The following is a 12,102-nucleotide window of genomic DNA, read 5'->3' as shown; positions in this document are numbered from 1 at the left end:
ACCGGACCGGGCCCGAGCCGTGCCGAGCCGGTGCGGGTGCGCGTGCCGGTGCCGGTCGTTTCCGTCCGGTCGGAGATCGTCCGCCACGCCGAGCCTACGTCGTGACCGATGAGTTCCGCCCGGGGGCGCCGTCTACCCTGTGCCGCACCCGTGACGGGGACGGTACGGGACCGCTCTCGTGGGTCCCGTGGACGGCCACGGCCGCCGTCCCCTCCTGACCGTCCGACTCCACCGACCGTCCCGAACTCCCGGAGGACCGCACCATGACGCAGGACGTACCGCGCGCCGCGCTCGACCCCGACTTCAGCTCCCCGGGGGCCGAGGCCACCGACTGGGCCCGGGTGGAGGAGGTGCTGGGCGGCGGGGGCGCCTTCTGGGTGTCGACGGTGCGGCCGGACGGCCGTCCGCACGTCACCCCGCTGATCGCCGTGTGGTGGGAGGGCGCGCTGCACTTCGCCACCGGGCCCGGGGAGCGCAAGGCCCGCAACCTGGCGGACAACCCCGAGGTCGTGCTCACCACGGGGACGCCGACCTGGGACGCCGGAACCGACGTGGTGGTGGAGGGCCGGGCCGAACGGGTCACGGACGAGCGGGAGCTGCTCGCGCTCGCCGGTGCCTGGCGCGCGGCCTACGGGCCCGACTGGGCGTTCGAGGTACGGGAGGGGGCGTTCGAGGCGGACGGCGGTGCCGCGTGGGTGTTCCGGGTGCGGCCCCGTACCGTCTTCGCCTTCGCCAAGGGCGAGCCGTTCGGACAGACCCGCTGGCGGTGGCGGGACTGAACCGGCGCTCCCCCGGCGACCCGACGCGACCCGGGCCACCCGGCCCCGCCCGCCCCGGCGCTACGGGAGCGGGGCGGGACGGGACGGCCCGGGCCCGGGGCCTTCGACGGGTCAGGGCTTGGCGCCGCGGGCCTTCAGCATGTCGGCCATCAGGGCGATCTCGGACTCCTGGGCCTCGACCATGCCCTGGGCGAGGTCCTTCTCCACCGGGACCGAGCAGGCGCTGACGCACCCCTCCGCCATGTCGACCCCGCCCTTGTGGTGGGCGGTCATCAGCCTCAGGTAGCGGATCTCCGCGTCCTTGCCGCTGGCCCGGCGCAACGCGTCGAGCTGGGCGTCGGTGGCCATGCCGGGCATCAGCGCGCCGTCCGCGCCGCCGCCCCCGTCGTGGCCCTCGCCGTGACCGCCGTGCTCCGAGGACTCCATCCAGGCCATCGGGCCCTTCTCGGAGATCTTCGGCAGCTTCCACAGGTCGAGCCAGCCGAGCATCATGCCCCGCTGGTTGGCCTGGGTCTGGGCGATGTCGTAGGCGAGGGTGCGGACGTCCTCGTCGTCGGTGCGGTCCCGGACGATGTACGACATCTCCACGGCCTGCTGGTGGTGGACGGCCATGTCCCGGGCGAAGCCCGCGTCGGCGGACTCCGCGGTGGGCACCCGGGACGCGTCCCCGTCCCCGGCCGTCCCCACGGTGAAGCCGCCGACGGCCGCGAGCACCGCGAGCGCGGCGGCGCCCGCCACCAGCCCCGCGCGCCTCACCACGCCGCTCCGTCCCCACGGGCCACCCGGGCCACCCGGGCGGCGCAACCGCCGCCGACGGGGTGCCCGGCGCGGGTGCGGGGCGGAGATGAGGGGGAAAGGCTGGGGGAACCCATGGGTGGTCCTTCGGGGGTGCCTCGGGGACGGTCGGGCCGCTGGTAGACCCCGATCGTAGTCGGGCGGCGCGGGCGCTCCGGGACCGCCCGGCCCCCGCTGGCGGGCCCGGCCGTTACAGAGACCCCGGTCAGCAGGCAGTATGGGCACAGAGCCACGGAGGGCGACCGGTCGCGGGCGCGGCCCACGCCCGCAACGTGCCGGAAACCGTGTGGTGGGATGCTCGTGACCGGACCTTGTCCCATGGCACCGGAGCACGCGGCCTGACCAGCAAGGATGGGTGGAAGTCGACAATGGACAAGCAGCAGGAGTTCGTGCTCCGCACGCTGGAGGAGCGCGACATCCGGTTCGTACGCCTGTGGTTCACGGACGTGCTGGGCTTCCTGAAGTCCGTCGCGGTCGCGCCCGCGGAGCTTGAGCAGGCGTTCGACGAGGGCATCGGCTTCGACGGGTCCGCCATCGAGGGCTTCGCCCGGGTGTACGAGTCCGACATGATCGCCAAGCCCGACCCGGGGACCTTCCAGGTGCTGCCGTGGCGGGCCGAGGCCCCGGGGACGGCCCGGATGTTCTGCGACATCCTGATGCCGGACGGCTCCCCGTCCTTCGCGGACCCCCGGTACGTCCTCAAGCGGGCCCTGGCCAAGGCGTCCGACCTGGGCTTCACCTTCTACACCCACCCCGAGATCGAGTTCTTCCTGCTGAAGGACCGGCCGCTGGACGGCTCCCGGCCGACGCCCGCCGACAACTCCGGCTACTTCGACCACACCCCGCAGAACGTGGGCATGGACTTCCGCCGCCAGGCGATCACCATGCTGGAGTCGATGGGCATCTCGGTGGAGTTCAGCCACCACGAGGGCGCCCCGGGGCAGCAGGAGATCGACCTGCGGTACGCGGACGCGCTCTCCACCGCCGACAACATCATGACGTTCCGGCTGGTCATGAAGCAGGTGGCGCTGGAACAGGGCGTGCAGGCGACGTTCATGCCGAAGCCGTTCTCCGAGCACCCCGGTTCCGGGATGCACACCCACCTCTCGCTGTTCGAGGGCGACCGCAACGCGTTCTACGAGTCGGGCGCCGAGTACCAGCTCTCCAAGGTGGGGCGCTCCTTCATCGCGGGTCTGCTGCGGCACGCGGCGGAGATCTCGGCGGTCACCAACCAGTGGGTCAACTCCTACAAGCGCATCTGGGGCGGTTCGGAGCGGACGGCGGGCGCGGGCGGCGAGGCCCCCTCGTACATCTGCTGGGGCCACAACAACCGCTCGGCGCTGATCCGGGTACCGATGTACAAGCCCGGCAAGACCGGTTCGGCGCGGGTCGAGGTCCGCTCGCTGGACTCGGGGGCCAACCCGTACCTGTCGTACGCGGTGCTGCTGGCGGCGGGCCTCAAGGGCATCGAAGAGGGCTACGAGCTGCCGCCCGGCGCGGACGACGACGTGTGGGCGCTGTCCGACGGGGAGCGGCGCGCCATGGGCATCGAGCCGCTGCCGCAGAACCTCGGCGAGGCGATCCGGCTGATGGAGCGCAGCGAGCTGGTCGCCGAGACGCTCGGCGAACACGTGTACGACTTCTTCCTGCGGAACAAGAAGTCCGAGTGGGAGGAGTACCGCTCGGAGGTCACGGCGTTCGAGCTGAGGAAAAACCTTCCGGTGCTGTAGACACCGCACCGCACCGCCCGTGGCCGGGGCGCCCCGGCCACGGGCGTCCGGCGGTCCCGGCCCGGTCCGCGACTCCCCCGGCCACGGACACCCCGGGGCCATGAGCGGTCCGGCCCCACGGGGAGCCCGGCCGTCGGCGCCCCGGACCCGCGACGACCCCGGACACGGGCGCCCCGGCCGTCGGCGCCCCGCCACGGGCGTCCGCGCGGAGCCCGCCCCCGGACCTCCGGACGGGCCCGCACGGGACATCGCGTCGGAGTGACGATTACACTGGCGGACGTGCCTCAACTACGTCTTGCCCTGAACCAGGTCGACTCCACGGTCGGCGCCCTCGCCAGCAACGCGGACACGGTGCTCCGGTGGACCCGGCACGCCGCCGGGCAGGGGGCCCATCTGATCGCGTTCCCCGAGATGGTCCTGACGGGGTACCCCGTCGAGGACCTGGCGCTGCGCCCCTCCTTCGTGGAGGCGTCCCGCGCCGCGCTGCGGGACCTCGCCCGCCGTCTCGCCGACGAGGGCTTCGGGGAGATCCCGGTGGTCGTCGGCTACCTGGACCGCTGCGCCACCGCGCAGCCGAAGTACGGCCAGCCCGCGGGCGCCCCGCAGAACGCGGCGGCCGTGCTGCACGGCGGCGAGGTGGTGCTGAGCTTCGCCAAGCACCACCTGCCGAACTACGGGGTGTTCGACGAGTTCCGGTACTTCGTCCCGGGCGACACCCTGCCGGTGGTGCGGGTGCGCGGGGTGGACGTCGCCCTGGCGATCTGCGAGGACCTCTGGCAGGACGGCGGCCGGGTCCCGGCCGCCCGCAGCGCCGGGGCCGGACTGCTGCTGTCCGTCAACGCCTCCCCCTACGAGCGGGACAAGGACGACACCCGGCTGGAGCTGGTGCGCAAGCGCGCCCAGGAGGCCGGGTGCACCACCGCCTACCTGGCCATGATGGGCGGCCAGGACGAGCTGGTCTTCGACGGCGACTCGATCGTGGTCGACAAGGACGGCGAGGTCGTCGCGCGCGCCCCGCAGTTCACGGAGGGCTGTGTGGTCCTCGACCTCGACCTGCCCGCCGCGCGCCCGGAGCCGCCCTCGGGAGTGGTGGACGACGGGCTGCGGATCGACCACCTCACGCTCTCCGAGGAGCCCGCGCGGCCCTACGAGCCGGAGCTGACCGGCGGGTACGCGGAGCGGCTGGACGACGACGAGGAGGTCTACTCGGCGCTGGTGGTCGGGCTGCGCGCGTACGTCGAGAAGAACGGTTTCCGCTCGGTGCTCGTCGGACTCTCCGGCGGCATCGACTCGGCGCTGGTCGCGGCCATCGCCTGCGACGCGCTGGGCGCGGAGCACGTCTACGGCGTCTCCATGCCGTCCAAGTACTCGTCGGAGCACTCCAAGGACGACGCGGCGGAGCTGGCGCGACGCACCGGGCTGCACTTCCGCACGGTGCCGATCGCCCCGATGTTCGACGCCTACATGGACGCCCTGGGGCTCACCGGGCTCGCGGAGGAGAACCTCCAGTCGCGGCTGCGCGGCACCCTGCTGATGGCGGTCTCCAACCAGGAGGGGCACATCGTGCTGGCGCCCGGCAACAAGTCGGAGCTGGCGGTGGGGTACTCCACGCTGTACGGCGACTCGGTGGGCGCGTACGGCCCGATCAAGGACGTCTACAAGACGACGGTGTTCCGGCTGGCCCGCTGGCGCAACGCGGCGGCGGCCGAGCGCGGGCAGACCCCGCCGATCCCGGAGAACTCCGTCACCAAGCCGCCGAGCGCCGAACTGCGCCCGGACCAGGTGGACACCGACTCCCTCCCGGACTACCCGGTCCTGGACGCGATCCTGGAACGGTACGTGGACCGCGACCAGGGCGCGGACGCCATCGTGGCGGCCGGGTTCGACGCGGAGCTGGTGACCAGGACCCTGCGGATGGTGGACAACGCCGAGTACAAGCGGCGCCAGTACCCGCCGGGCACCAAGATCTCGGCCAAGGGCTTCGGCAAGGACCGGCGGCTGCCGATCACCAGCCGGTGGCGGGAGACGGGCACGGCCCCGGGCACGGCGGACGCGGCGCCTGACGCGGCGGACGCGACCCCGAGCGGGGCGGACGCGACCCCGGGTGCGGCGGGGGCGGCGCCCGGAGAGTGAGGCCGGGGCGGTCCCCGGCGTGCGGCGGGGCGCCCCCGGAGTGAGCCGGTTCGCGCCCTCCCCGGCGTGACGTCCCGGGATTCCGGGACGGTGGCCCCGGGTGCCCGGGACGCCGGGCGCAGCACCGTGGGTCCCGCACGCGGCGCGGTCCGCACCTCCGGTCCCGCCGTCCCGTGGTGGCGCCCGTCCGCCCGTCCCGGTCCGTCACCACGGCCGGGACGGGACCGGGTGACGCCCGGGCCGGTCGGGTCCGGGACCGCGCCGTCCGTGCGGACCGGGCGGCCGGGGGAACCACCCGGCGCCGACGCTCACAGAGGGGACTCACATGTACCGGATGTCCGGAAGGCTTCTCGCCGCGGCCCTGCTCAGCGGATTGGCCCTGACCGCCGGAACGGCGCCGACGGCGCAGGCCGCGCCGACGGCCGGGACCGCCACGACGGGTGGCACCAAGATCCGCAGCGACTACCGGACGCTCTGGGTGGACGTACGGGACGCCTCCGTCCAGAACGGCGCCCGGGTGATCCAGTGGTCCGCCGACGACAGCCTGCCCAACCAGCGGTTCGACTTCGTCCACCACGGTGACGGCACGGTGGAGATCGTGGCCCGGCACAGCGGCAAGTGTCTGGACGTCGACAACGCGAGCCAGGCCGACGGCGCGGGCGTCATCCAGTGGTCGTGCAACGGGGACGCCAACCAGAGATGGCGGCTGGAGGGCGTCGGCGGCGGCTCGTACCAGATCCGCGCCCAGCACAGCGCGAAGTGCCTGGAGGCGTCGTGGAGCGCGACGCGGGGCGACCAGATCCGCCAGTACCCGTGCAACGGGGCCGTCAACCAGCGCTGGTCCCTCTGGCCCTGACGCACCGGCACCCCGGCGCCTAGGTCCGGGACGCGCCTCAGGTCCTGACGCCCCCGGCGCCCCGGTCCGGGACCCGTCTCAGGTCCTGACGCCCCCGGCGTCCCCACCCGGGGGTCGTCCCTCAGGAGCGGGCCCCGTCATCGCGACGGGGCCCGCTCCCCTTTCACCGGCCGGGTGGGGCCCGGGCGCGGACCCGCCCGATCCCGGACGGGGTTCACTTCTCCCCGGTCACGCCCCCGTCCGGGCCCCCGGGGGTGTCCCGGACGAAGTCCCGGATGAGCCGGGCCAGCAGATCGGGCTGGTCGCGCATCATCCAGGTCCGGCTGTCGTGGACGGTCTCCAGCCGGGCGCCCGGCACGATCGCGGCCAGCCGCTCGCCGTGTTCGTACGGGAAGAGCCGGTCCTCACGGGCGAAGGCGAGCAGGGTGGGCCGGTCGAAGGAGGCGAGCCGCCACGCCGGTTCGATCAGGGCGGTGGGGACGATCCCCCGGGTGACCTTGGCGCAGTCGCGCCGGACGCCGGGGTCGGCGAAGAAGGCCCCCGTCCAGTCGTCGATCAGGTCGTGGGGCAGCGCGCCCTTGGTCAGCAGACCGAACGCGAAGGGCATCCGGCGGACGGCGCGCAGCCGCAGGGCCTGGAAGACCAGGCCGAGCAGACCGGGCACCCGGGAGGCCGGGTCGAGCGGCTTGAACCAGGGCGACGGGCAGTTCTCGAAGCACTCGCCGTTGGTGAGGACGAGCCGGTCGATCAGTTCGGGGTGGCGGGCGGCGACGAGTTGGGCGACGGCGGTGCCGAGGTCGTTGCCGACCAGCGTCACCCGGGGCAGCCCGAGCGCGGCGATCAGATCGGCGACCAGCCGGGCGATCCCCGCGAGGCTGAGGTCCGCGCCGGGGTTCAGCGGGATGCGGTGGCCCCCGAGGGGCAGATCGGGGGTGACGCACCGGAAGTCCGGGGCGAGCCGGTCGACGACCGGCTCCCAGAGTCCGCTGCCCATCAGGTAGCCGTGCAGGAGCAGCACCGGCTCGCCCTCACCGGTGTCCCGGTAGTGGACGGTTCCCTGGTCGAGCGTGAGCTGTGGCATGCCTGGCACCCCTCGCGAGTTTACATACAACCTGTACGTACAGGCTGTACGCAGAATCGCATACAGCCTGTACGGAACTCAAGAGGGGGCCCCTGGGGGGGCGTCTCCCCGGGCCCGCCCCGGGCCCTCGTCGGCCCCGGATCGGCCCCGGACAGGCCCCGGCCCGCGCCGCGACGGGCCCGACCGCGGACCGCTCAGTCCAGCAGCGAGAGGCAGAACGGGTGACCGGCGGGGTCCAGCAGGACCCGTCGTTCCGTGGAACGCGGGTTCCCCGCCGACGACTCCACGGCGCCCAGGGCCAGCAGCCGGGCGTACGCGGAGTCCAGGTCCCGGACGCCCAGTTCCAGGTGGATCTGCTTGCCCTGGGCGGGGTCCGGCCAGGTCGGAGGCCGGTGCTCGGGGTCGCGGAGGAAGCCCAGCCCGGTCTCGCCCTCCCGGCCGATCAGGACGAAGTCGTCACTGGAGTAGACGACGGGCAGCCCGAGGGCCTCGCCGTAGAACCGCGCCAGGTCGGCGGGGTCGGGGCAGTCGAAGTCGATGGACAGGACGCGGACCGCCGGTGCGGTCGTGATCGCGGTGCTCGTGGTGCTCATGGGGAGGACCGTAGGACGTGACCAGGACGGTTACGGTCCTGGTCATGCCACCTGACCCCCTGGATCTTCCCGGCCTCCCAGGCTCCCCGTCCGGAATCCGGACGTTGAGCCCGGGAGCGGTCCGTGGCAGGCTCGTGCCGCATGATCGACGAATTCGCGAAGGACCATCTGCACGGGAGACTGCGGCGGGACCGCGAGGCGCTGCTCTGGAAGCTCGACGGCTTGTCCGAATACGACGCCCGCCGACCCCTGACGGCGACCGGGACCAACCTCCTCGGCCTGGTCAAACACGTGGCCACCGTCGAGGCCCGGTACTTCGGCGAGGTCTTCGGCCGCCCCTCCCCGGAACCGCTGCCCCGGTGGCAGGACTCCGACGGAAGCGATCTGTGGGCGGCCGGGCACGAGACCCGCGAGCAGATCACCGGGTTCTACCGGCGCGCCTGGGAACACGCGGACGCGACGATCGACGCGCTCCCCCTCGACGCCCCCGGCCGGGTGCCGTGGTGGCCGGAGCCGCACGCCGACACCAACCTGTTCGCCGTCCTGGTCCACGTCCTCGGCGAGTCCGTCCGGCACACCGGGCACGCCGACATCCTGCGCGAGGGCCTCGACGGCCGGACCGGGCTGCGCCCCGAACACGGGAAGCCGATCGACGAGGAGGCCCGCGCGGCCCACCGGGCGGAGGTCGAGCGGGCCGCCAGGTCAGCCGCCGCCGTCACGGGGTGAGACGGCCGTGGCCGTGACCGGCCACGCCCCCCGGCCCAGCAGATCGAGGACGAGCGCGGCGATGTTCCACGCGTCGTCCTCGCCACGGTGGTGGCGTCCCTCCAGCGGCAGCCCGGCCAGCCGCAGGGCGTGGTCCATGCCGGGCTTCCTGCGCAGCCCATGGGCCTCGGTGAACACGGCCTTGGCGTTGGTGTGGGTGCGCTCGGTCGGATAACCGAACGGATAGGCCACCCCGTCGGCCCGGCTCTGCCGGGCGAACTGCCGACGGTCGTACTCGCCCCAGCTCGTCCAGGGGCGTTCCCCGGCCCCGTACTCCTCGACGAGGATCCGGCACGCCTCGGCGAAGGGGACGCCCCGTTCCACCTCGGCCCGCGTCAGTCCGGTCAGCCCGGTGCAGAAGTCGCTCACCCGCGACCGGACGGGACGGACCAGGAGACGGTGCCGGGACACCCGGCGCCCCGCCGACAGGTCCACCACGGTGAGCCCGATCTCGATGATCTCGCTCACCGCACCGGGCGGCGGCTGCCCGTCCCAGCAGGTGGCTTCCACGTCGATGACGTTCAGCAGGGCGGATTCAGGGCGCATGGGCCGAGGGTAGGGGCGTCCACCCGGTCCCGGCACCCCGGTTTTCCGCGGGGTGCCCGCCGTCACCGCCGACGGGCTCCTCCGGCGCGGAACCCGTGCCCCCGGGACGAACCGGGCGAGGCGCCCGTCGGACTGATCCGGCCGGTCGCGGTGGACACGCGCTGAGCCGTGGCCGACGGCGTCGCCCCCGGAACGGGGGGGGCGACGACGCCGACTCCACCCCGTTCAGCCGGACGTGAGGCCCGCCAGGCCCTCCAGCAGCCTTCCCGCCGGGAACAGGGTCAGCGAGTGGAGCACGCCCGAGTGCCCGTTGTACGTCAGGGTGGCGAGGGGCGAGGACGACGGTTCCGCCCGTACCGGGATCTCGTACGTGGTGCCGGTGGCGGCGGAGTCGTCGAGGTCGAACCGGACGCCGCCCCGCTCGGCCGTCGTCACACGCACGTTCACCTCGCCCCGGAGGTAATCGCGGGTACCTCGCGCGGGCGGGCACAGATCCGAGACGAGCCGGGGAACCGCGCGCTTGGCTCCCAAGAGCTCCAGATGATCGAAATTCCCCTCGACACCAAGCCGGATGACACCCGCCAATCCGGACTCGTCATCGAACTCCAGTGCCGTGCCTCCGGGACCCGGCGGCGGTTCCGCGAAGGAAATCGCCACCACGTCGACTTCCGGATCGTAACGAACGCGGCAGCCTACTGACCTTGCCATGCGAATCCCCCTTGGGGTGGGAGGCGGGCGTCAACGTCGCCAAGCAGTCACGCAATAGCCGTTCTTGTTGAGCACGACGACCACCCTAGACCCGGTGTACTTCCACGTCTTCCTGTTCCGGTCGTACCGGGCCGACGAATACCGCGCGGCCACCACACCCTGCGCCTCGGGGCCCGTGATGCTGTCCTTGGCCATCTCCTCGGAACAATGCAGGCTGTAGCCGGAAATGAACCGTGGTGCCGACGCGTACACTCCCGACCCGGCCATCGGGGACGAATCGCTCCCGGATCCGGCCGCGACGCCGGAGGCGCTTCCGACGGTCAGCACCGCCACCAGCGCGAGGCCGACCGGAACTCCGGCCACCCCGAGCACCCTGCTACGGCGATCCACGAGTTCACCCATCAACCCGGCCTCCCTTTCGTGGTGCTGACGTGTTGACGCTCATGTGACGTGAACCCGTACGGGACGGGCAGCCGCGAATCCATCGGCGCCCGCCGTCTCAGTACTCGTAGAGGTATACGTCGGCCAGAGAACCGGGGGCCCTCCATTTGAAGGTCTTCTTCGTCATCCACCCGGCGCAGGTCTGACTGCGCTTGGTCGAACCGTCGGCGAAGTACCCCTTCACCCCGACGCAGTCCCCGTCGGGCTCGTCGTCGCGGTACCAGCCGGACACCGTGATCCGGCCACCGCTGCAGTCCAGGGACCAGCGGGCCGTGGCGCCGTCGGTCTCCGCGGTCTTCGACTGACCGCAGTGACCGAGCGCGCCCACGTCGGCGCTGGCGGTGCTCGCCGGGGTTCCCAGTGTTATCGCCCCCACGGCGACGCTCACCGTCGCGCCGATGGAAACCTTACGCAGAAAAGTGCGCACTCTTTCACTCCTTGGATCGTCACAGAACAGGCGTGTGCGATACGGGGTGACAGAAAAATGACGCGTGCCGGGCCGACCCAAGAGAAAGCCTCCCGGCCCCCCTATCGACGCCGCCCTCTTCGGAGGCGTCGCAGGAAAACCTAACTCTCCCCCATGTAGATGTCACTGGAAACTTCTCCAGGGACTGAAACCCGAGACGCAGAGAGAAGTTCAGTGGGGCTCGCACGGGATGCGTTCACGCCATGGGAGGAAGATCCGAAGTGTCCGACGCGGTGATCACTCAGGCGCCGATCACGAGGTCACGCCGATCACGAGGTCACGGGGAATGGCGCGTTAAACGAGGACCTTCGAAAACGGCCGGATCCAGCCGACCTACCGGTACCCCATCGTTCATGAAGCCGCTGGACACCAGGATTTCACCACTTCAGCAACAGGGTCACTTCCCCGAACAGCCGTTCAGCAACTCCTCACACATACGCCGCGCGATCCCTCCGAATCCGGAGTCCCTTCAGGAAGGCGAGAACAGCGCCATCGTTCGCCGCCCCGCCCCGCGCCGCCCCCACGCCCGGTCCACCCTGGATAGGGTCCGAGTCCCCGATGGAGGAGGACCCGAAGTGTCCGACGTGGTGATCGCGCAGACGACGATCGACGACGAGGAGAAGGCCGCCGGACTCGCACGCGGCGCGGTGGACGCCCGGCTGGCGGCCTGCGCGCACATCGACCCCCCGTTCACCGCCGTGTACCGCTGGCAGGGCGCGGTCGCGGAGGAACGCGAATGGCGCGTCACCTACAAGACCACCCGCGCCCGACTGCCCGAACTCGCCGCGTGGGTCGCCGGAGCCCACTCCTACGACGTGCCCGAATGGATCGTCCTCCCGGTCGAGGGCGGCTCGGACGCGTACCTCGCGTGGGTGGCCGAGGAGACGGAACCCGCCTCCGCGTAGCGGAGGAGAAGCGGCCCCGCTTCCACGGTGACGGTCCGCGAGGAACGGGGCCGCGCGACGACTTTCGCGTTCCACGACCGTGAGCACGTACTCGGAGCGAGGGTCCGCCATCGCCGAGGCGATGGCCCGGTCCACGGTCGCCCGGACGTCGGCCGGGGTGCGGGGGTCGAACGACAGGTGTTCCGTGGCCCGGGGGTATCCGTAGACCGCGAAGACGGCGTCCACGTCGGACGGGCCGATCTCGCGGAGCCCCAAACGCTGGCCGTGCCTGGCGACCGGATACACGCGGGCACCCTATCCGCGT

At 72.4% G+C, this 12,102-nt stretch carries 14 protein-coding genes; 7 read left to right on the top strand and 7 right to left on the bottom strand.

The features are described 5' to 3' along the window. Positions 1-263 precede the first annotated feature (263 nt). Positions 264-779, top strand: a complete 516-nt coding sequence (locus ACVWNX_RS25730; RefSeq protein ID WP_454410297.1) for a pyridoxamine 5'-phosphate oxidase family protein — start codon at positions 264-266, stop codon at positions 777-779. Between the two features lie 111 nt (positions 780-890). On the opposite strand, the gene ACVWNX_RS25725 is transcribed toward ACVWNX_RS25730, so the two are convergent. Then, positions 891-1,535, bottom strand: coding sequence for a DUF305 domain-containing protein (locus ACVWNX_RS25725; protein WP_454410295.1), 645 nt, complete (start codon positions 1,533-1,535; stop codon positions 891-893). Between the two features lie 407 nt (positions 1,536-1,942). Between ACVWNX_RS25725 and glnA the strand changes: the two genes are divergently transcribed. The 3 genes from glnA to ACVWNX_RS25710 all read left to right on the top strand — a co-directional run bounded on the left by glnA (position 1,943) and on the right by ACVWNX_RS25710 (position 6,293). Continuing rightward, on the top strand, positions 1,943-3,304 hold the full coding sequence (gene glnA, locus ACVWNX_RS25720; protein ID WP_454410293.1) for a type I glutamate--ammonia ligase: 1,362 nt from the start codon (positions 1,943-1,945) through the stop codon (positions 3,302-3,304). A 279-nt stretch (positions 3,305-3,583) separates the two neighbouring features. Next, on the top strand, positions 3,584-5,437 hold the full coding sequence (locus tag ACVWNX_RS25715; protein WP_454410291.1) for an NAD+ synthase: 1,854 nt from the start codon (positions 3,584-3,586) through the stop codon (positions 5,435-5,437). A gap of 334 nt (positions 5,438-5,771) precedes the next feature. After that, on the top strand, positions 5,772-6,293 hold the full coding sequence (locus tag ACVWNX_RS25710) for an RICIN domain-containing protein (protein ID WP_454410289.1): 522 nt from the start codon (positions 5,772-5,774) through the stop codon (positions 6,291-6,293). Positions 6,294-6,507: 214 nt separating this feature from the next. On the opposite strand, the gene ACVWNX_RS25705 is transcribed toward ACVWNX_RS25710, so the two are convergent. Then, positions 6,508-7,374, bottom strand: a complete 867-nt coding sequence (locus tag ACVWNX_RS25705; protein WP_454410288.1) for an alpha/beta fold hydrolase — start codon at positions 7,372-7,374, stop codon at positions 6,508-6,510. Positions 7,375-7,568: 194 nt separating this feature from the next. After that, positions 7,569-7,967, bottom strand: a complete 399-nt coding sequence (locus ACVWNX_RS25700; RefSeq protein ID WP_454410286.1) for a VOC family protein — start codon at positions 7,965-7,967, stop codon at positions 7,569-7,571. 141 nt (positions 7,968-8,108) lie between these two features. On the opposite strand from ACVWNX_RS25700, the gene ACVWNX_RS25695 reads away from it, so the two are divergent. After that, complete coding sequence (locus ACVWNX_RS25695) at positions 8,109-8,693, top strand: DinB family protein (protein ID WP_454410284.1); 585 nt, start codon at positions 8,109-8,111, stop codon at positions 8,691-8,693. Here ACVWNX_RS25695 and ACVWNX_RS25690 read toward each other — a convergent pair. Then, positions 8,670-9,278, bottom strand: a complete 609-nt coding sequence (locus tag ACVWNX_RS25690; protein WP_454410283.1) for a 3'-5' exonuclease — start codon at positions 9,276-9,278, stop codon at positions 8,670-8,672. The genes ACVWNX_RS25695 and ACVWNX_RS25690 overlap by 24 nt on opposite strands. Positions 9,279-9,503: 225 nt before the next feature. Further along, a complete protein-coding gene (locus ACVWNX_RS25685; RefSeq protein WP_454410282.1) occupies positions 9,504-9,719 on the bottom strand; it encodes a hypothetical protein in 216 nt (71 codons plus the stop codon). Positions 9,720-9,818: 99 nt separating this feature from the next. On the opposite strand from ACVWNX_RS25685, the gene ACVWNX_RS25680 reads away from it, so the two are divergent. Continuing rightward, positions 9,819-9,977 (top strand): hypothetical protein, encoded by a 159-nt coding sequence (locus ACVWNX_RS25680; RefSeq protein WP_454410281.1) that lies wholly within the window; start codon positions 9,819-9,821, stop codon positions 9,975-9,977. Between the two features lie 39 nt (positions 9,978-10,016). Here ACVWNX_RS25680 and ACVWNX_RS25675 read toward each other — a convergent pair whose 3' ends face one another. Both ACVWNX_RS25675 and ACVWNX_RS25670 read right to left on the bottom strand, forming a co-directional pair. Then, on the bottom strand, positions 10,017-10,388 hold the full coding sequence (locus tag ACVWNX_RS25675; protein ID WP_454410279.1) for a hypothetical protein: 372 nt from the start codon (positions 10,386-10,388) through the stop codon (positions 10,017-10,019). A gap of 97 nt (positions 10,389-10,485) precedes the next feature. Continuing rightward, positions 10,486-10,854 carry a hypothetical protein gene (locus ACVWNX_RS25670; protein WP_454410278.1) on the bottom strand — a complete coding sequence of 123 codons (369 nt, stop codon included), beginning with the start codon at positions 10,852-10,854 and terminating at the stop codon, positions 10,486-10,488. A 614-nt stretch (positions 10,855-11,468) separates the two neighbouring features. On the opposite strand from ACVWNX_RS25670, the gene cutA reads away from it, so the two are divergent. Next, positions 11,469-11,798 carry a divalent-cation tolerance protein CutA gene (gene cutA / locus ACVWNX_RS25665; protein WP_454410277.1) on the top strand — a complete coding sequence of 110 codons (330 nt, stop codon included), beginning with the start codon at positions 11,469-11,471 and terminating at the stop codon, positions 11,796-11,798. Positions 11,799-12,102: the final 304 nt, after the last annotated feature.

The organism is Streptomyces sp. JNUCC 64 (assembly GCF_054484115.1).
Note: the sequence above shows the minus strand (reverse complement) of the source record. Positions and strands in the feature narration are given on the sequence as shown.

Excerpts from the sequence above, each read along its gene's own strand:
- ACVWNX_RS25700 (WP_454410286.1), bottom strand. The coding sequence starts at position 7,967 with ATGAGCACCACGAGCACCGCGATCACGACCGCACCGGCGGTCCGCGTC.
- ACVWNX_RS25695 (WP_454410284.1), top strand. The coding sequence starts at position 8,109 with ATGATCGACGAATTCGCGAAGGACCATCTGCACGGGAGACTGCGGCGG.
- ACVWNX_RS25675 (WP_454410279.1), bottom strand. The coding sequence starts at position 10,388 with ATGGGTGAACTCGTGGATCGCCGTAGCAGGGTGCTCGGGGTGGCCGGA.
- ACVWNX_RS25730 (WP_454410297.1), top strand. The coding sequence starts at position 264 with ATGACGCAGGACGTACCGCGCGCCGCGCTCGACCCCGACTTCAGCTCC.
- ACVWNX_RS25690 (WP_454410283.1), bottom strand. The coding sequence starts at position 9,278 with ATGCGCCCTGAATCCGCCCTGCTGAACGTCATCGACGTGGAAGCCACC.
- ACVWNX_RS25705 (WP_454410288.1), bottom strand. The coding sequence starts at position 7,374 with ATGCCACAGCTCACGCTCGACCAGGGAACCGTCCACTACCGGGACACC.
- ACVWNX_RS25680 (WP_454410281.1), top strand. The coding sequence starts at position 9,819 with ATGATCGAAATTCCCCTCGACACCAAGCCGGATGACACCCGCCAATCC.
- glnA (WP_454410293.1), top strand. The coding sequence starts at position 1,943 with ATGGACAAGCAGCAGGAGTTCGTGCTCCGCACGCTGGAGGAGCGCGAC.
- ACVWNX_RS25710 (WP_454410289.1), top strand. The coding sequence starts at position 5,772 with ATGTCCGGAAGGCTTCTCGCCGCGGCCCTGCTCAGCGGATTGGCCCTG.